At 69.1% G+C, this 18,204-nt stretch carries 21 protein-coding genes; 3 read left to right on the top strand and 18 right to left on the bottom strand.

Annotation, left to right across the window (positions count from 1 at the left end; all coding sequences use genetic code 11):
- Positions 1-72: 72 nt before the first annotated feature.
- The 6 genes from ARTHRO9V_RS09445 to infC form a co-directional block, all read right to left on the bottom strand.
- Positions 73-936, bottom strand: coding sequence for a glutamate ABC transporter substrate-binding protein (locus ARTHRO9V_RS09445; protein WP_056048049.1), 864 nt, complete (start codon positions 934-936; stop codon positions 73-75).
- Between the two features lie 103 nt (positions 937-1,039).
- Positions 1,040-1,777 (bottom strand): amino acid ABC transporter ATP-binding protein, encoded by a 738-nt coding sequence (locus ARTHRO9V_RS09450; protein WP_159826801.1) that lies wholly within the window; start codon positions 1,775-1,777, stop codon positions 1,040-1,042.
- A 129-nt stretch (positions 1,778-1,906) separates the two neighbouring features.
- A complete protein-coding gene (locus ARTHRO9V_RS09455; protein WP_159828623.1) occupies positions 1,907-2,707 on the bottom strand; it encodes an RNA methyltransferase in 801 nt (266 codons plus the stop codon).
- 125 nt (positions 2,708-2,832) lie between these two features.
- A complete protein-coding gene (gene rplT / locus ARTHRO9V_RS09460; RefSeq protein WP_043596706.1) occupies positions 2,833-3,219 on the bottom strand; it encodes a 50S ribosomal protein L20 in 387 nt (128 codons plus the stop codon).
- Positions 3,220-3,249: 30 nt separating this feature from the next.
- Positions 3,250-3,444 carry a 50S ribosomal protein L35 gene (gene rpmI, locus ARTHRO9V_RS09465; protein ID WP_043596704.1) on the bottom strand — a complete coding sequence of 65 codons (195 nt, stop codon included), beginning with the start codon at positions 3,442-3,444 and terminating at the stop codon, positions 3,250-3,252.
- 3 nt (positions 3,445-3,447) lie between these two features.
- Positions 3,448-4,098 carry a translation initiation factor IF-3 gene (infC, locus tag ARTHRO9V_RS09470; RefSeq protein WP_082060163.1) on the bottom strand — a complete coding sequence of 217 codons (651 nt, stop codon included), beginning with the start codon at positions 4,096-4,098 and terminating at the stop codon, positions 3,448-3,450.
- A 378-nt stretch (positions 4,099-4,476) separates the two neighbouring features.
- Between infC and ARTHRO9V_RS09475 the strand changes: the two genes are divergently transcribed.
- Entirely contained in the window at positions 4,477-4,809 is a 333-nt protein-coding gene (locus tag ARTHRO9V_RS09475) for a DUF1844 domain-containing protein (RefSeq protein WP_043596743.1), read from the top strand.
- A 57-nt stretch (positions 4,810-4,866) separates the two neighbouring features.
- On the opposite strand, the gene ARTHRO9V_RS09480 is transcribed toward ARTHRO9V_RS09475, so the two are convergent.
- From ARTHRO9V_RS09480 to ARTHRO9V_RS09505, 6 genes are all read right to left on the bottom strand, one after another.
- Positions 4,867-5,670, bottom strand: coding sequence for an SseB family protein (locus ARTHRO9V_RS09480; RefSeq protein ID WP_056048055.1), 804 nt, complete (start codon positions 5,668-5,670; stop codon positions 4,867-4,869).
- On the bottom strand, positions 5,670-6,416 hold the full coding sequence (priA, locus tag ARTHRO9V_RS09485) for a bifunctional 1-(5-phosphoribosyl)-5-((5-phosphoribosylamino)methylideneamino)imidazole-4-carboxamide isomerase/phosphoribosylanthranilate isomerase PriA (RefSeq protein WP_043596701.1): 747 nt from the start codon (positions 6,414-6,416) through the stop codon (positions 5,670-5,672). Before priA ends, ARTHRO9V_RS09480 begins: the two co-directional genes overlap by 1 nt.
- 66 nt (positions 6,417-6,482) lie before the next feature.
- Positions 6,483-7,121 carry an imidazole glycerol phosphate synthase subunit HisH gene (gene hisH / locus ARTHRO9V_RS09490; RefSeq protein ID WP_056048061.1) on the bottom strand — a complete coding sequence of 213 codons (639 nt, stop codon included), beginning with the start codon at positions 7,119-7,121 and terminating at the stop codon, positions 6,483-6,485.
- Positions 7,118-7,735, bottom strand: coding sequence for an imidazoleglycerol-phosphate dehydratase HisB (gene hisB, locus ARTHRO9V_RS09495; RefSeq protein ID WP_056048065.1), 618 nt, complete (start codon positions 7,733-7,735; stop codon positions 7,118-7,120). Before hisB ends, hisH begins: the two co-directional genes overlap by 4 nt.
- Positions 7,732-8,817: a histidinol-phosphate transaminase gene (locus ARTHRO9V_RS09500; RefSeq protein ID WP_056048069.1), complete on the bottom strand. Its 1,086-nt coding sequence runs from the start codon at positions 8,815-8,817 to the stop codon at positions 7,732-7,734. Before ARTHRO9V_RS09500 ends, hisB begins: the two co-directional genes overlap by 4 nt.
- Positions 8,818-8,918: 101 nt before the next feature.
- Positions 8,919-9,287 (bottom strand): hypothetical protein, encoded by a 369-nt coding sequence (locus ARTHRO9V_RS09505; protein WP_159826802.1) that lies wholly within the window; start codon positions 9,285-9,287, stop codon positions 8,919-8,921.
- Between the two features lie 272 nt (positions 9,288-9,559).
- Between ARTHRO9V_RS09505 and lexA the strand changes: the two genes are divergently transcribed.
- Positions 9,560-10,273, top strand: a complete 714-nt coding sequence (gene lexA, locus ARTHRO9V_RS09510) for a transcriptional repressor LexA (RefSeq protein WP_159826803.1) — start codon at positions 9,560-9,562, stop codon at positions 10,271-10,273.
- Between the two features lie 96 nt (positions 10,274-10,369).
- Here the strand turns inward: lexA and hflX are convergent, their stop codons facing one another.
- Positions 10,370-11,917 carry a GTPase HflX gene (gene hflX, locus ARTHRO9V_RS09515; protein WP_123571780.1) on the bottom strand — a complete coding sequence of 516 codons (1,548 nt, stop codon included), beginning with the start codon at positions 11,915-11,917 and terminating at the stop codon, positions 10,370-10,372.
- A gap of 76 nt (positions 11,918-11,993) precedes the next feature.
- Between hflX and ARTHRO9V_RS09520 the strand changes: the two genes are divergently transcribed.
- Positions 11,994-12,614, top strand: a complete 621-nt coding sequence (locus tag ARTHRO9V_RS09520; protein ID WP_123571781.1) for a class I SAM-dependent methyltransferase — start codon at positions 11,994-11,996, stop codon at positions 12,612-12,614.
- 42 nt (positions 12,615-12,656) lie between these two features.
- Here ARTHRO9V_RS09520 and dapF read toward each other — a convergent pair whose 3' ends face one another.
- The 5 genes from dapF to recA form a co-directional block, all read right to left on the bottom strand.
- Entirely contained in the window at positions 12,657-13,535 is an 879-nt protein-coding gene (dapF, locus tag ARTHRO9V_RS09525; protein WP_056048080.1) for a diaminopimelate epimerase, read from the bottom strand.
- Positions 13,532-14,443, bottom strand: a complete 912-nt coding sequence (miaA, locus tag ARTHRO9V_RS09530; RefSeq protein WP_159826804.1) for a tRNA (adenosine(37)-N6)-dimethylallyltransferase MiaA — start codon at positions 14,441-14,443, stop codon at positions 13,532-13,534. The genes dapF and miaA overlap by 4 nt, the downstream gene beginning before the upstream one ends.
- A gap of 1 nt (position 14,444) precedes the next feature.
- Positions 14,445-16,022 (bottom strand): tRNA (N6-isopentenyl adenosine(37)-C2)-methylthiotransferase MiaB, encoded by a 1,578-nt coding sequence (gene miaB / locus ARTHRO9V_RS09535; protein WP_159826805.1) that lies wholly within the window; start codon positions 16,020-16,022, stop codon positions 14,445-14,447.
- Positions 16,023-16,059: 37 nt separating this feature from the next.
- On the bottom strand, positions 16,060-16,482 hold the full coding sequence (locus ARTHRO9V_RS09540) for a regulatory protein RecX (RefSeq protein ID WP_159826806.1): 423 nt from the start codon (positions 16,480-16,482) through the stop codon (positions 16,060-16,062).
- A 395-nt stretch (positions 16,483-16,877) separates the two neighbouring features.
- Positions 16,878-17,939, bottom strand: coding sequence for a recombinase RecA (gene recA / locus ARTHRO9V_RS09545; protein WP_056048091.1), 1,062 nt, complete (start codon positions 17,937-17,939; stop codon positions 16,878-16,880).
- Positions 17,940-18,204: the final 265 nt, after the last annotated feature.

The raw sequence follows: 18,204 nt of genomic DNA on the forward strand, positions 1-18,204 counted from the left end.
TTCAACAGGGTCCTTCGGTCGGGGCAGGACGCGGGCACCCGGGGGCTGGTCGCCCCGGGTGCCCGCGCGGTGTCAGTAGCGGTCGATCGTGGGGGGCGTCGGGGTGTCGAGCACCTTGCCCGCGGTCTTCTCCCACAGCTCGTCCCAGGTGCCGTCGTCCTCGGCGTCCTGGAGCGTGTCGTTGACGAACATGCGGAAGTCGGTGTCGTCGAGGGCCAGACCGATGCCGTAGGGCTCTTCGGTGAAGGTCTCCCCCACGACCTCGAACTCGCCCTCGTTCTGGTCGGCGAGGCCGGCCAGGATGACGTTGTCGGTCGTCACGGCCGACACCGCACCGGTGCGGAGGGGCTCGAGGCAGTTCGAGTACGTGTCGGTGGCGAGGATGTCGGTGGTGTACTCGGCCACGTTCTTCTCGCTGGTCGAGCCGCTGACGGTGCAGACCTTCTTGCCGGCCAGATCGTCGGCGGACTCGATCCCCTCGGGGTTGCCGTCGAGCACGAGCAGGTCTTGACCGGCCGTGTAGTACGGGCCGGCGAACGAGACGACCTTCTTGCGATCGTCGTTGATCGTGTAGGTCGCGATGACGAGGTCGACCTGGCCGTTCTGGATGAACGGCTCGCGGTTGGCCGAGACGGTCTCGACCCACGTGATCTTGTCGGCTTCGATGCCGAGCTTCGCGGCGACGAGCTTGCCGATCTCGGCATCGAAGCCCTCGGGCACGCCGTCGGGGTTGGCCAGGCCGAACAGCGGCTGGTCGAACTTGGTGCCGATGGTGATCTCACCGGCGTCGGCGAGGCGGGCCATGGTGCTGCCTTCGGCGAAGTCGGCCGGCGTCTCGACGTCGACGGCCGGGGCCGACGAGTCGGTGCAGGCCGAGAGGCCGAGGACCACGGCGGCTGCTGCGGCTACGGCGACGAATCCCTTGCTGAGTCGCATTCTGATCTCCTTGCTGGGTGACCCGGACGCCGGGCGGCGATCGGGTGTCGTGGGCCGGCTGTTCGGGTGCCGGGGAACGGGTCGCGGACTCGGCCGCGCCCGCTCAGTGCGTGAGGATCTTCGCGAGGAAGTCCTGGGCGCGGGGCGACTGAGGGTCGGTGAAGAACTTCTCGGGCGTCGCCTCTTCGACGATCTGACCGTCGGCCATGAAGACGACGCGATCGGCGGCCTTGCGCGCGAACCCCATCTCGTGGGTGACGACGATCATCGTCATGCCGTCCTTCGCGAGCTGCACCATCACGTCGAGCACCTCGGTGATCATCTCGGGGTCGAGTGCGCTGGTGGGCTCGTCCAGGAGCATCACCTTGGGGTCCATCGCCAGTGCCCGGGCGATCGCGACACGCTGCTGCTGCCCGCCCGAGAGCTGGGACGGCATCTTGTCGGCCTGGTTCGCGACGCCGACCCGCTCGAGCAACTGCATCGCCCGCTCGCGCGCCTCGGCCTTGGTGCGCTTCCGCACCTTGAGCTGGCCCAGCATGACGTTCTCGAGGATGGTCTTGTGCGAGAAGAGGTTGAAGCTCTGGAACACCATGCCGACGTCGGCGCGCAGGCGGGCGAGAGCCGCACCTTCTTCGGGCAGACGCGTGCCGTCGATCGTGATGACGCCGTCGTCGATGGTCTCGAGGCGGTTGATCGCCCGGCAGAGGGTCGACTTGCCCGAACCGCTCGGGCCGATCACGACGACCACCTCACCCTTGCCCACCGTCGTGGTGATGTCCTTCAGGACGTGGAGGTCACCGAAGTGCTTGTTGACGTGGTCGACCACGACGAGGGGTTCCATGCGCCCACACAAACAGACCCCCAGGTCGGGGTCAAATTCACAGTGGATTCTTAATGAAAACGAAACGACGCGTCCCACCGCGACCAGAGTGCCCGACCCGACCCGCGCCTCCTGCGAGACGAGGAGGCGCTAGCCGCGGTGGGCGAAGGCGCTCTCGTAGAGGCACACCGAGGCCGCCGTCGCGAGGTTCATCGATTCGGCGTGACCGTAGATGGGCACGACCAAGGTGCGGTCGGCACGCGCGAGGTCGGCGTCGGTGAGACCCCGGGCCTCGTTGCCGAAGAGCCAGGCGGTCGGCTCGGCGAGCACGCCCTCGGTGCGGGCGGCGAGCAGGTCGTCTCCCTTGACGTCGGCGGCGAGCACCTGGAGGCCGATCTCACGACACCGGTCGACGATCGCCGGCAACTCGACGCCCACGGCGACCGGCACGTGGAACAGCGAACCCGTCGTGGACCGGACGACCTTGGGGTTGTAGAGGTCGACGCTGCGACCGGTCATGATGACGGCGTCGGCACCCGCGGCGTCCGCGGCCCGGATGATGGTGCCCGCGTTGCCGGGGTCGCGGACTTCCTCGAGGATCACGACGAGCTTCGGCTCGGCGGCGAAGACGTCCTTGACCGACGTGGGGAACTGCCGACAGACGGCGACGATGCCCTGTGGCGTGACCGTGTCGGCCATGGCCTCGAGCACCGGCTCGGTGACGAACTGGACGTCGATGCCCTCCGCCCCGGCGGCGACCGCCACCTCGGGGTAACGCTCGAGAGCCGTCGGGGTGCCGAAGAGTTCGACGATCAGCTCGGGCCGGAAGGCCAGGGCCTCACCGACCGACTGCGGCCCTTCGAGCAGGAACGTGCGGGTCTCGGTGCGAGCGTCGCGCTTCGAGAGCTTGGCCACCGCCCGGACTCGGGGTGAACGGGGATTGTCGAGCAGGGAGTCGTGGGGCACCCGTCCATGATGCCGCACGAGGACCACCGCCTGCCGCGGACGCACGAGACCCGACGGCGACACCGGGGTGGGTGTCGGGCCGTCGGGCCTCGAGGGTGGTGCGGGTGCGACTACGCGGCGACCTTGGGGGCCGAGGTGTCGGCGGGCAGCGCGGCCTTGGCGGTGGCGACGAGCGACGCGAACGTGGCGGGCTCGTTGACGGCCAGCTCGGCCAGGATGCGACGGTCGACCTCGACGCCGGCCAGGGACAGACCCTGGATGAGGCGGTTGTAGGTCAGGCCGTTCGCACGCGACGCGGCGTTGATGCGCTGGATCCACAGACGACGGAACTCGCCCTTGCGCGCACGACGGTCACGGTACGAGTAGACGAGCGAGTGCGTGACCTGCTCTTTGGCCTTGCGGTACAGGCGCGAACGCTGACCGCGGTAACCCTCGGCACGCTCGAGGATGACGCGACGCTTCTTGGCGGCGTTGACCGCTCTCTTGACTCTTGCCATTTTCTTGTTCCTCTACGTTCGTGTCAGCGGTCAGTGACCGAGAAGCTTCTTGGCGACCTTGGCGTCGGCGGGAGCGAGCACCTGGTCCTGGTTCAGGCGAGCCTTGCGCTTGGCGCTCTTCACCTCGAGGTTGTGGCGCATGCCAGCCTGCTGCTTCATGATCTTGCCGGAACCGGTGACCTTGAAGCGCTTCTTGGCGCCGGAGTGGGTCTTCTGCTTGGGCATGTCTTACTTACTTTCTTCTGTCGGTCGCTCGGCCGGTGCATCGGCCGGGACCTCGTCGGACGTCGGGTGCTTCGGCGGCTTGTTGGCCGCCTTGCGAGCTTCTGCCTCGGCCTTGGCCTCGGACTTGTTCTTGTGCGGGCCGATGACCATCACCATGTTGCGGCCGTCGATGGTGGGCGTCGACTCGACGCTGCCCCACTCGGAGACGTCTTCGGCGAAGCGCTGGAGCAGGCGGACACCCTGGTCGGGACGCGACTGCTCGCGACCACGGAACAGGATCATGGCCTTGACCTTGTCGCCGCCCTGGAGGAAGCCCTCGGCGCGCTTGCGCTTCGTCTCGTAGTCGTGCTTGTCGATCTTCAGGCGGAAACGGACCTCTTTGAGGATCGTGTTCGCCTGGTTGCGACGGGCTTCTTTCGCCTTCTGCGCAGCCTCGTACTTGAACTTTCCGTGATCCATGATCTTGGCCACGGGAGGCTTCGAGTTGGGGGCCACCTCGACCAGGTCGAGCTCGGCCTCTGCGGCGAGACGCAGGGCCATGGCGATGGGAACGACGCCGATCTGCTCACCTGCGGGCCCGACGAGGCGGACCTCGGGGACGCGGATACGGTCGTTCGTACGGGGATCGCTGATGCGGAACTCCTCTGTCGTCATTTCTGCATCTGGCGGGGCCGGACGGCCTCACCAGAGAAAGAGGAGTTTCGTGCGAGCACCGTCTGACGACGCATCACACCGCACCCTGGCTGCTCGGTCGCCGTCCACCCGAGGCCTCTGACGAGGAACGACGTGGAACGGTGGTGCTGATCGAACGGGGTGCCAACAACCCGGTAACCTTGTCTAACGGTCAAGCGCGGGTGGGAGAATCTCCACTTTCGCACGGAGCAGACGCTCCGAGCCTGGACGAGTTTAGCAGAGGATCAGTTCGTGAGCCACTCCCCCGACGACGCACCCATTCCCGACGCCCGCTTCGGCGATCCGGCACCGGCCACGTCGTCCGACACCTCCCCCGCGACGGCGCGGTTCGAGGACGATCTGCACTTCGGTGACGACGCCGCCCGTGACATCGCCGACGTCAACGCGGTCGAGGTCATCAACACCGTCTGCGTCCACCTGATGAGCGCCGCCGCGGTGAAGGTCGGCCTGGCCGACGATCCGCAGCGACAGACCGACCTCGACGAGGCCCGCAAGCTCATCACCTCCCTCGCCGGACTCGTGACCGCCAGCGCACCCGAGATCGGCGACCAGCACGCCCGGGCGCTCCGCGACGGCCTGCGATCGCTGCAACTCGCCTTCCGTGAAGCGTCGGCCATCCCCGACGCGATCGGCCAGGGCCCCGGCGAGAAGTACACCGGCCCCGTCAACTGAACGGCGCGTCCCCCGAACCGCGCGTCCGGCTCCCGCACCCTGACGGACGGCTCGTCCTCAGCCCGGGACGACCTTCACCGACATGCTGTCGACCCGGTCGGCGATCACCGGATCGGCGGCCCAGGCCGCCTGCAGTCGCTGCAGCAGCGCGTGCAGGGCGTCCCGGTCCAGACCCGGCGCCACGCCCAGCTGGACGACGATCTCGGGGGCACCGAGCCGGGCGTCTCGATAGCCGGGCGCGACGACCAGGCTGACCAGCGCCTCCTCGTCACGTGACGCGTCGAGGAACGCGCGCAGGACCTCTTCGTCGTGGTGGCTCGGCACCCACGGGAGGTCTTGCGCGACGGCCCAGACGGCCGGACGACGCAGACCGAACTCGGTGATCGATCCGGGGTCGACCACGATGCGGTCGGTCGACTCCGAGGCGGCCGCGAGGGCCACGCGCCGAGCCTCCACCGGCACCGGTCGGGCAGCGGGACGCCACCGCGTCAAGGTCTCTACCGAGGTGAATGCCGGCAACACGTCCCGGCCGTCCGGACCGGAGACCGTGACGATGGAGAGCTCCTGCGTCTTGTCGACGCGGCGACCGTGGTCGTCGAGACCTTCGTCCCCCGCCACGGCGACCAGAGGCACGAGCAGGCGCGCCGGACGGAGGGCGTCGACGACGTCGCTCTCTCCGAGCCGCCCCTCGCGGAACCCGAGGAGGGCGTCGAGCAGGTCCGGGTCGGCGGACCCGTCGTCTCCGGCGTGCGCCGTGTCGTGATGGTCGAAGGTTCGCCCGGCCCACGGACGCCCGGCGCTGTCTCCGCCGGGACCGGGATCGTCGTGTGCGTGCCCCGGTCCGCCCGGCGCGGTCGTCATCAGTTCGACGCGACGTCGAGGGCTGCGCCGAGGGTGAAGGCTCCCGAGTAGAGCGCCTTGCCGACGATGGCGCCCTCGAGCCCCTGCGGCACGAGCTCACGCAGAGCCACGAGGTCGTCGAGGCTCGAGATGCCCCCCGAGGCGATCACCGGACGATCGGTGTGCTCCATCACCTGACGCAACAGGTCGACGTTGGGACCCTGGAGCGTGCCGTCCTTCGTCACGTCGGTCACGACGTAGCGCGCACAGCCGGCCTCTTCGAGCCGCGCGAGGACGGTCCAGAGATCGCCGCCCTCTTCGGTCCAACCCCGCGCCGCCAGCGTGGTGCCCCGGACGTCGAGCCCGACGGCCACCGCCTCGCCGTACTCGGCGATGACGTGGGCGGCCCATTCGGGGTTCTCGAGGGCCGCGGTACCGAGGTTGATGCGCTTCACGCCGGTGCTCAACGCGTCCTCGAGGGACTTGTCGTCGCGGATGCCACCGCTGAGCTCGACGTTGACGCCCTTGACCTGCTTGATGACCCTCTTGATGACGGCGCGGTTGTCTCCGCGCCCGAAGGCGGCGTCGAGGTCGACCAGGTGCAGCCATTCGGCGCCCTGGCTCGCCCAGTCGTCGGCTGCCGAGACCGGGTCGCCGTAGTTCGTCTCGCTGCCGGCCTCACCCTGGGTCAGGCGCACGGCCTGACCGCCCGCCACGTCGACGGCGGGGAACAGGGTCAGGGCGGGGGTGGTGCAGAACTCGCTCATGTCGTCTCTCTCACGGCGCCGGGCACCGCAGGGTCAGGAGGCGCGATCGGGTCGGTCGCGCCGGGGTCAGAGGGTGCCGAGCCAGTTCGAGAGCAGCCGGATGCCCGGCCGGCCCGACTTCTCGGGGTGGAACTGCGTCGCCCAGAGCGGGCCGTTCTCGACGGCGGCGACGAAGCGGCCGCCGTGGTCGGCCCACGTGACGTGCGGTTCGGTGAAGGGTCGGATCACGTCGAGGGACCACTCTTGTGCGGCGAACGAGTGGACGAAGTAGAACCGCTCGTCGGCCACCCCGTCGAAGAGCACGCTGCCCTCGGGAACGTCGACGGTGTTCCAGCCCATGTGCGGCAGGACGTCGGCCTTCAGTTCGTCGACCACCCCAGGCCACGCCCCGAGGCCACCGGTGCTGTTGCCGCGTTCGACGCCGCCCTCGAAGAAGACCTGCATGCCGACGCAGATGCCCATGACCGGACGCCCGCCGGCCAACCGTCGGTCGATCAGCTCGCCACCGCGGACGGACTCGAGCTGGCTCATGACGGCTGCGAACGCACCGACGCCGGGGACGAAGAGGCCGTCGGCCGCCTGCACCCGGGCGCGATCGGACGTCAGCTCGACGTCGGCACCCGCCAACTCGAGCGCCTTGACGGCCGAGTGGACGTTGCCGCTGCCGTAGTCGAGGACGACGACGGAGGGACGCGCGCCGCTCACAGGGCGCCCTTCGTCGACGGGATGCCACTGACGCGCGGGTCGGGCTGGACCGCCTGGCGGAGCGCCCGGGCGAACGCCTTGAACTCGGCCTCGGCGATGTGGTGCGGATCACGCCCGCCCAGCACGCGGACGTGCACGGTGATGCCGGCGTGGAAGGTGATCGCCTCGAAGACGTGGCGGACCATCGAGCCGGTGAAGTGCCCGCCGATGAGGTGGTACTCGAACCCTTCCGGCTCGCCCGTGTGGACGAGGTACGGACGCCCCGACACGTCGACGACCGCCTGCACGAGGGCCTCGTCGAGCGGGACGAGCGCGTCACCGTAGCGCGAGATGCCCGACTTGTCGCCGAGCGCCTGCTTCAGCGCGGTGCCGAACGTGATGCCGATGTCTTCGACGGTGTGGTGGACGTCGATGTGCGTGTCGCCCTTCGCGGTGACCTCGAGGTCGATCAGGGAGTGCTTCGACAACGCCGTCAGGAGGTGGTCGAAGAACGGCACCGACGAGTCGATCGTCGATCGGCCCGAACCGTCGAGGTCGAGGGCGAGGGCGATGCTGGACTCGCTCGTCTCGCGCGAGAGGGAAGCGGTACGGGCGGCGCGGGTCGTCTCGGTCACGAAGAGAGCCTAATGTCGCGGAGCGCCTCGAGGAACGCGGTGGTCTCGGCCTCGGTGCCCGCGCTGACCCTCAGGTGGTTCGGGATGCCCAGGTTGCGGACGATGACGCCCCGCTCGAGCAGGCGCTCGAAGACGTCGGTCGGGTCGTCGACCCCGCCGAAGAGGACGAAGTTCGACCAGGTGGGCCATGGCTCGTACCCGAGCTCGGTCAGCTCGTGCACGATGCGATCACGCTGGGCCTTGATGTCGTCGACCATGGCGAGCATCTCGCTCGCGTGCGAGAGCGCTGCGACGGCCGCCGCCTGCGTCAGGGACGAGAGGTGGTACGGGAGGCGCACGAGACGCAGCGCGTCGGCCACGGCCGGGTGCGCGGCCAGGTAGCCGACCCGGGCACCGGCGAACGCGAACGCCTTGCTCATCGTGCGGGACACGACCAGTCGTTCGCGGCCGGCCAGGAGGGTCAGTGCCGTCGGCTGGTCGGCCGGCATGAACTCGGCATAGGCCTCGTCGACGAAGACGATGCCGTCCGTCGCGTCGTAGGCAGCCTCGATCGTGGCGAGATCGAGAGGGGTGCCCGTGGGGTTGTTCGGTCCGCAGAAGAAGACGATGTCGGGACGGGTGCGCTCGATCTCGGAGACCGCGGTCTCGGGCGAGATGCGGAACCCCTCGTCACGACGACCCTCGATCCACCGGCTGCCGGTGCCCGTGGCGATGATCGAGTGCATCGAATACGTGGGGGGGAACCCCAGGACGGATCGGCCCGGGCCTCCGAAGGCCTGGAGGAGCTGCTGGATGACCTCGTTGGAGCCGTTCGCCGCCCAGATGTTGTCGCGGGTCAGGTCGTGACCGAGGTAAGCCGCCAGCGAGTCGCGCAGCGTCGTGAACTCACGATCGGGGTACCTGTTGACGTCGAGGACCGCCCGGGCCACCGACTCGACGATGTCGCGAGCGACGTCCTCGGGGATGGGATGCGTGTTCTCGTTGACGTTGAGAGCGACCGGGACCTTCTTCTGGGGAGCGCCGTAGGGCGTCAGCCCCCGGAGGTCGTCACGGATGGGCAGGTCGTCGAGACTGAAGGACACCCCACCATCGTACGGGCGGGCCGACGGTGTGTCGGGTCGGTCGCCACCGAACGAACACGATGTCAGTGGGCCGGACTACCCACCTCGTCGGCGGCGGCAGTTCAGCGAGTGTACTGAGCGGGGACGGCGAGGCTCTGCCCGGCGGAGACCTCGGCGCTCGGCAGGTTGTTGAGCGAGACGAGGTCGGCGATGACGTCGCGAGGATCGGCGTCGGGGTCGATCTCGGACGCGACCTGCCAGAGCGTCTCGCCACCGTCGACGGTCACGTGCTGGAAGTCCGCGCGACCCGTCGTGTCGGACGCGACGGCGCCGCCACCGTTGAGGACGAGCGCACCCGCCACGACGACGAGCGGGACCGCGACGAGCGCGGCGACGACCGCGCGGCCCCGCCGGGTGATGCGCAGACGCGTGCGCACGACTCGGGTCGAGTCGACGGGGGACACAACTGCTGATGCTGAGGTGACGCTCATGAGGTGGTCCTTTCACCGTGGAAGACAGGGGACGAGTTCGTGCCCGGCACTCGGCCGGGAATGCCGGGCACGAAGACGTGTTCCGAACATACATTCGATTGCCGAGGCTTTCAACCCCCGCGACAGGTATCACCGGACGGAATCGCTGTGGATCGGGAGGCGATAACGCGACACACTCGAACATGTGTTTTGTCGACACCGCCCGATCGGATACGGTTTCGATCGGTGGTAAGAGTCAAACAGGGACCACCGACATCGACGGCAGGAGACCCATGAGCGACCCGAAGCGCACCCCGCAGGCGGCCACCGACGCCCCCCGTCCGCTCGATCCGGGTGTCCTCCCCCGCAAGGAGTTGACGGCGAAGCAGGCGTCGATCCTCGCCGCGATCACCGAGAGCATCGGACACCGCGGGTATCCCCCGAGCATGCGCGAGATCGGCGACGCCGTCGGTCTCAAGTCCCTGTCGAGCGTCACGCACCAGCTGAACCAGCTCGAACTCGCCGGCAAGATCCGCCGCGACCCGAACCGACCCCGAGCCCTCGAGGTCCTCGTGGACGCGACGGCGCCGGCGGCGGCCCCGGCCACCGTCTTCACGACGAGTGACGACGGCGACACGGCTCACGTCCCCATGGTCGGACGGATCGCCGCCGGCATCCCCATCACGGCCGAGCAGCAGATCGAGGACGTGATGCCGCTGCCGCGTCAACTCGTCGGCAAGGGCGAACTGTTCATGTTGCGGGTGGTCGGCGACTCGATGATCGACGCGGCGATCTGCGACGGGGACTGGGTCGTCGTGAGGCAGCAGCAGGACGCCGAGAACGGCGACATCGTCGCGGCCATGCTCGACGACGAAGCGACCGTCAAGGTGTTCCGCCAGAGAGACGGCCACACCTGGCTGCTTCCCCGGAACAGCGCGTTCGAACCCATCGTCGGCGACCATGCGCAGATCGTCGGCAAGGTCGTCGCCGTGTTGCGCTCCGTCTGATCGTCTCTCGGCGGTCGCGACCCGCCCCGCGCACGACGAAGCGCCGACCACCACAGGTGGTCGGCGCTTCGTCGTTCGAGGACGTGGGGCTCGGAGTCAGCGCCCCACGCCCACGGGAGCCACGTAGGGCGTGAGCCCGGCGACGTCACTCGGGTAGACACGGGCGTGGACCCGGGTGCCCTCTTCTTCGTAGTCCGTGCTGACGATGCGGCCCGAGTCGTGGAGGTGGGAGACGACGTCGCCGCGGTCGTACGGCACCAACAGGTCGAGCTCGATCTCGGGTTCGGGCAGGACGGCTGCGATGCGGGCCAGCAGCTCGTCGATGCCCTCACCCGTCCGTGCCGAGACGAAGACCGCCGTCGGCTCGAGTCCGAGCAGGACGAGACGCTGGTCGTCGTCGACGAGGTCGCTCTTGTTGTAGACGACGATCTCGGCGATGTCGCGACCGTCGACCTCGGCGATGACGTCTCGGACGGTGGCGAGCTGGGCGGCGGGGTCGGGGTGCGACCCGTCGACGACGTGCACGATGACGTCGGACGCCTCGACCTCCTCGAGCGTCGATCGGAATGCCTCGACCAGCTGGTGAGGGAGGTTCCGGACGAATCCGACGGTGTCGGCGTACGTGAAGGGACGACCGTCGGCCGTCACGCTCTTGCGGACCGTCGCGTCCAGGGTCGCGAACAGCGCGTTCTCGACGAGGACGCCCGCGCTCGTCAACCGGTTCAGGAGGCTGGACTTCCCGGCGTTCGTGTACCCGGCGATGGCGACGGTGGGCACCTCGTTGCGGTCACGGTTGGCTCGCTTGGCGTCGCGGGCAGGCTTCATCTCTTTGATCTGCTTGCGGAGCCGGGCCATGCGGGTGTGGATGCGGCGCCGGTCGAGCTCGATCTTGGTCTCACCGGGGCCGCGGCTGCCCATTCCGGCACCCGCGCCTCCGACTTGTCCACCGGCCTGGCGGGACATCGACTCGCCCCAACCGCGGAGACGGGGCAGGAGGTACTCGAGTTGGGCCAGTTCGACCTGCGCCTTGCCCTCACGGCTCTTGGCGTGCTGGCTGAAGATGTCGAGGATGACGGCCGTGCGGTCGATCACCTTGACCTTGACCACGTCCTCGAGGGCCCGCCGCTGGCTGGGGGCCAGCTCGGTGTCGGCGATGACGGTGTCGGCGCCGAGGGCCGCGACCGTTCCGCGCAGTTCTTCGGCCTTGCCCTTGCCCAGGTAGGTGCTCGGGTCCGGGTTCGGCCGTCGCTGCAGCAGTCCGTCGAGCACGACCGCCCCCGCCGTCTCGGCCAGGGCAGCGAGCTCGCGGAGGGAGTTCTCGGCATCCGCCATCGACCCCTGCGAGTAGACGCCGATCAGGACGACGTTCTCGAGGCGCAACTGACGGTACTCGACCTCGGTGACGTCCTGCAGTTCGGTCGACAGGCCCGCCACGCGGCGGAGGGCCTGGCGGTCGTCGCGCTCGGACTGATCGCCGTCGGAGTCGCCGTCGTGGTGCAACGAGCGGGTCTGGATGGCCTGAGCCGGCGAGAAGACGGTGTAGCCGGATGCCCTCTGTGCCGCACGATCGAGCACGCGCGCGACGACGTCGTCGGGCTGGTCGTTCCGCTCCGGATCGAGCGGGGTCGTGGTGTGGTCTGTCATCGGGGTGATACTAACCCTTTCGGTGTGCGGAGAGCAGGGAGCGAGGCCCTGCCCGATGTTCGGTAGGTTGGCGACCATGGCCAGCGAGCACTACTTCTCCCCCCAGCCCGGCAGCGCGGCCAAGCCCCGGACGATCGAGGTCGTCCTCGCGGGCCGGGAGCTAACCCTGACCACGGCTGCCGGCGTCTTCAGCCCCGGCCGCGTCGACCCGGGCACCTCGGTCCTGCTGGGGGGCACGCCGACGCCGCCGAGGGCGGGCCATCTGTTGGACGTCGGGTGCGGGTGGGGCCCCATCACACTGAGCCTCGCGTTGTCGTCACCCGACGCGACGGTCTGGGCCGTCGACGTGAACGAGAGAGTGCTCGACCTCGTGCGCGAGAACGCGCGGTCGGTCGGCCTCGAGAACGTCAACGCCGTGACCCCCGACGGTGTTCCCGACGATCTGCGCTTCGCGACGATCTGGTCGAATCCGCCGATCCGGGTCGGCAAGGCCGAGCTGCACTCCCTACTCGAACGGTGGCTCCCCCGCCTCGACGCGGGGTCGGACGCGTGGCTGGTCGTGCAGAAGAACCTGGGGGCCGACTCCCTACAGCGCTGGATGAACGAGACCATGACCGGCGTCGTGGACGTGACCCGCGCCTCCACCAGCAAGGGATACCGGATACTGCGCGCCGAGCGACTCACCGACGCCGACTGATCGGACTTCTCGCCGAGATCTGGACGCCGCCCCCGGCGCGGCTCAGAGCTCGAGCGCGCCGGTGAAGACCAGTTCGGCCGGCCCACTGAGCGAGACGTGCTCACCATCGGCGTGATGACTCACCGACACGCCCACGACGCCGCCGGGGACCTCGACCAACCAGGCCTCGGGTGCCGAGGCTCCTGCCCAGTACCGCGTCGCCAGGGCGGCCGCTGCCGCACCGGTGCCGCACGACAGGGTCTCGCCGCTGCCCCGCTCGTGGACACGCATGCGGATGCGACCCAGCCCGTCGACCACGAGCGGGTCGGCCGGGACCACGAACTCGACGTTCGCCCCGTCGGCCGGGGCCGGGTCGACGATCGGCACGTAGGTCAGGTCGAGACCGTCCAGTTCGTCGTCGCCGGCGAGTGCCACCACCACGTGGGGGTTGCCCACCGAGATCGGCAGGCCGGGACGCGCCGCGTGCAGCTCGCGCGCCCGCACGACCGGATCGTCGTCGCCGAGCCTCCACGGCCCCAGGTCGACGCGGAAGCCCGTGCCGTCACGACGCACCTCACGCGCGCCGGCGCGCGTGCCGACGACGAGCACGTCGTCCTCGCCCAGCTGGACCAGCCCCCGCTCGAGGAGGTAGCGCGCGAAGACACGGATGCCGTTGCCGCACATCTCGGCCGGGCTGCCGTCGGCGTTGTGGTAGTCCATGAACCACTCGGCGCGGGGCTCGGTCTCGAGCAGGCCCGCCTCGGTGGACAACGCCGCCGTGCGGACCGCACGGATGACCCCGTCCCCGCCCACCCCGAACCTCCGGTCCGCCAGGGCCCGGATCATGGCAGGGCTCAGGTCGGTGCCCGCATCGGGATCGGTGAACAAGACGAAGTCGTTGCCCGTGCCGTGCCCCTTGGTGAACTGCAGCGTGGTGGTCACCCCAGGATTCTAGCCACGGTCCGGTCGACCGCCTGGGCGTCGCCCGAGCGGGACCACTCGACGTCGTCGTACCGGCGGAACCAGCTCGCCTGGCGGCGGGCGTAGCGACGGGTGAGGGCCGCCGTGGCATCGATGGCGTCCCCCTCGCCGAGCTCACCCCGGATCTGGGCGACGGCCTGCGCGTAACCGATCGCCCGGCTCGCCGTGACCCCTCGCTCGAGCCCGAGGGGAAGCAGACCCCGTACCTCGTCGACGAGGCCGTCTCGCCACATCTGGTCGACGCGTCGGTCGAGACGTTCGACGAGCACGGGGCGCTCCTCGGCCACACCGAAGACGCTCGACGGCCGCCACGGTGACGACTTCTCGGGCAGCGTTCCCGAGAGGGGACGTCCGGTGAGGTCCCCGACCTCGAGCGCCCGGACGAGACGTCGGGCGTTGGAGGGCCCGATCGACGTGGCGGACGCCGGATCACGCTCTCTCAACAAGTCGTACAGCGCCCCTGCTCCCCGCTCGTCGGCGATCGCTTCGTAGCGACTCCGGATCGCAGGGTCGGTGCCGGGGAACCGGAAGTCGAACAACACGCTCGAGACGTAGAGCCCGGACCCACCGACGAGGACCGGCACCGCCCCGCGCGCGACGATGCCGTCGATGAGGTCCCTGGCTTCGCGTTGATACCACTCGACGCTCGCCTCGTCGGTGACGTCGAGGACGTCGAGGAGATGATGCGCGAAGCCTCGCCGTTCGGCGACCGGCAGTTTGGCCGTGCCGACGTCCATGCCCCGGTAGAGCTGCATGGCGTCCGCGTTGACGATCTCGACCGTCTCGCCCCGGGCCGACAGTGCCTCGGCGAGGTCCAGCGAGAAGGCGGACTTCCCCGTGCCGGTCGCCCCGACGATCGCGACCAGCACGTCAGCGGACGTCGTCGGTCGTGCTGTAGATCGGCGTCGTCGCCACCCGCAGCGTGGGCAGACCGAGGCTCACCCTCGCCGGCCGAGCCGAGGAGGCGCGGGTCGCGTCACCCCCGGACGGCACCCCGCACGAGGCGGCCTGCGCGGCGTCCCAGGCATCGCCCGCCCGCGTGCGACGGACCTCGTAGAGGGATTCGGGCCCCTCGACCGCATCGGCGAGCAGGTAGAACGGCGCGGCGTCGGTGATCCTCACGCTGACGACGTCGCCGGGTCGCGGAACGGCAGCACCCGTCGGCACCTCGAAGTGGACGAGACGGCTGTCTTCGGCGCGACCCGAGAGACGGTGGGTGGAGGCGTCCTTCCGCCCCTCGCCGGTGGCCACGAGGACCTCGACGGGACGCCCGACCTGGCGACGGTTCTCTTCGGCCGAGATGCGGTCCTGAACGGCCGTCAACCGCTCGAACCGTTCTTGGACGACGGCCTTGGGAATCTGGTCGGCCATCTCGCCCGCGGGTGTCCCGGGGCGCACCGAGTACTGGAACGTGAACGCCGAGGCGAACCGGGATCGCTCGACGACCCGGAGGGTCTCGGCGAAGTCGTCCTCGGTCTCGCCGGGGAACCCGACGATGATGTCGGTGCTGATCGCGGCGTCGGGCATGGCCGCGCGCACACGATCGATGATGCCGAGGAACTTCTCGCTGCGGTAGCTGCGTCGCATGGCCCGCAACACCCGGTCGGACCCCGATTGCAGGGGCATGTGCAACTGGGGCATCACAGCGGGCGTCTCGGCCATGGCGGCGATGACGTCGTCGGTGAAGGACGCCGGGTGCGGGCTGGTGAAGCGCACCCGCTCGAGCCCGGGGATCGCGCCGACGGCCCGCAGCAACTTGCCGAAGGCGAGTCGATCGCCGAACTCGACACCGTACGAGTTCACGTTCTGCCCGAGCAGCGTCACCTCGACGGCCCCGTCGTCGACGAGCGCCCCGACCTCGGCGAGGATGTCGCCGGGGCGGCGGTCCTTCTCCTTGCCTCGGAGCGAAGGGACGATGCAGAAGGTGCAGGTGTTGTTGCAGCCGACCGAGATCGAGACCCAGCCGCTGTGCGTGGACTCGCGCTTGGTCGGCAAGGTCGAAGGGAAGACGTCGAGCGCTTCGAGGATCTCGAGCTGGGCCTCGTCGTTGTGCCGCGCGCGTTCGAGCAGCGTGGGCAGGGCACCCATGTTGTGCGTACCGAAGACGACGTCGACCCACGGCGCCCTGTCGAGGATGACGTCCTTGTCTTTCTGGGCCAGGCACCCGCCGACGGCGATCTGCATGCCTTCGTGCTTCTTCTTCAGGCCGGCGAGGGTCCCCAGGGTCCCGTAGAGCTTCTTGTCGGCGTTCTCGCGTACTGCGCAGGTGTTGATGACGACGATGTCGGCCTCGGCTCCGTCGGCGGCCACGTAGCCAGCCGCCTCGAGTGAACCACTCAACCGCTCCGAATCGTGCACGTTCATCTGGCACCCGAAGGTTCGGACCTCGTACGTGCGGGCCGGGCCGTCGACGGGCGAGGGGATGCTGGTGGTGGCGACCGTCGTCATGGTGACTCAGTGTAGATCGCCGCCACCCCCGAGCCGATCACTCGAAGCGGACGCCGCCCCGACCGCTGCCACCCCGAGGCAGGGCCTTCTCGATGGCACGACGCACGACCTCGGAGCGGTACCCGCGGCGCATCAGGTATCCGTTGAGACGACGCTCCGCCGTCTCGCGGTCGAGCCCGCGCAACGAACCGGCCCGTTTGCGAGCCCATTCGTCGGCACGTTCTTGCTCTTCGTCGTCGTCCGTGTCGGACAGCGCCTCGTCGATGATCGACGGATCGATTCCACGGGCGCGGAGTTCGGACGTGACGGCCCCGCGGCCCAGCCCCTTGCGCTCTTGCTTCGACCGGACCAGGGTCGCGGCCAGTTCGCTGTCGTCGAGCAGGCCCACCCGCTCGAGCCGAGCGATCTCGTCGGCGACGACCGATTCGTCGAGGTCACGCGAGAGAAGCAGCTTCTCCATCTCGTGAGAGGACACACCACGGCGCGAGAGGGCGTGCAGACTGACGTTCTCCGCCCGTCGCTTCTGCGCTTCGAGGTCCTCCGGCCCGTCGTCGGGCTGATCGTCGAACCCGGTGGCCTTGGGCCGACCGGCCGCGCCCGCCCGAGAACCTCGCGCGGACGGGTGGTCGGCCTCCGAGGCCAGCGGGGACGCGTCGCCGACCCAGTGGGCGCTGATGGCCGTCAGGACGGCTTCGGAATCGTGAGACGGAGCGTCCGAAGCCGCTGGAGCGACCCTCGCGCCGGACGTCGACGATCCGGTCGCAACACCGAAGAGGGGCGTGACCGGCGCGAGCCGCCCGCTGTCGACGCCGTCGACAGCGGGACCCGCCCCTGTGGCGTCGTCGTCGCGCGTGGTCATGCGCCCTTGCGAGCGGCGATCTTGGCCTCGATCGACTCGACGGGCGCTTCGACGGGCTTGGCACCGCCGACTCCGAGCTTGGCGAGGATCTTCTGCTCGATCTCTTGAGCGATGGCGGCGTTCTTGATGAGGAAGTTGCGCGAGTTCTCTTTGCCCTGACCGAGCTGGTCGCCTTCGTACGTGTACCAGGCGCCCGACTTGCGGACGATGCCGTGCTCGACACCGAAGTCGATGAGGCTGCCCTCGCGCGAAATGCCCACACCGTAGAGGATGTCGAACTCGGCCTGCTTGAAGGGCGGAGCCATCTTGTTCTTGACGACCTTGACGCGGGTGCGGTTGCCGACCGCGTCGGTACCGTCCTTCAACGTCTCGATGCGGCGGATGTCGAGACGCACGGACGCGTAGAACTTGAGCGCCTTTCCGCCGGCCGTCGTCTCGGGGCTGCCGAAGAAGACACCGATCTTCTCGCGCAGCTGGTTGATGAAGATCATCGTGGTGCCGGTCTGGCTGAGCCCACCGGTCAACTTGCGCAATGCCTGGGACATGAGTCGAGCCTGCAGACCGACGTGCGAGTCGCCCATCTCGCCCTCGATCTCGGCACGCGGCACGAGCGCGGCCACCGAGTCGATGACGACGAGGTCGATCGACCCCGAACGGACGAGCATGTCGGCGATCTCGAGAGCCTGCTCACCCGTGTCGGGCTGCGAGACCAGCAGCGCGTCGATGTCGACGCCGAGCTTCTTGGCGTACTCGGGGTCGAGAGCGTGCTCGGCGTCGATGAACGCAGCGATGCCGCCGTTGCGTTGGGCATTCGCGATGGCGTGCAGGGTCAGGGTCGTCTTACCGGACGACTCGGGACCGTAGATCTCGACGATGCGGCCACGAGGGATGCCACCGATGCCGAGAGCGACGTCGAGGGCGATCGAGCCGGTGGGGATCACCGCCACGGGAGCACGCTCGTCGCTGCCGAGGCGCATGACGGCGCCCTTGCCGAACTGGCGGTCGATCTGGGCGAGAGCCGTCTCGAGTGCTTTCTCGCGGTTTTCAACTGAGGGCATGTCGTTCTCCTTCGTGGTGGTCGTCCGTGCGCCTGTAGGCTGTCGCGTCGACGCCGACCGGTGGTGCAAGGTCGTCGTCGCTACGACAAGGCTGGTGTCGCCGGCATGTGCCGGTGACGCGGGACGTCGATGCGAGAAACGCTACGGGCCACCTCCGACATCGCAGTGGCGGTGGGGGCCCGACGTGCAGAACTCGCTCGTCCACGTCCCTGTGGAGGACGCTACCATCCGTCCGAACAGGTGTTCGACCCATCGGCCCCGGCGT

The sequence above is a fragment of the Frigoribacterium sp. 9N genome, assembly GCF_902506305.1.
Classification (GTDB): Bacteria; Actinomycetota; Actinomycetes; order Actinomycetales; family Microbacteriaceae; genus Frigoribacterium.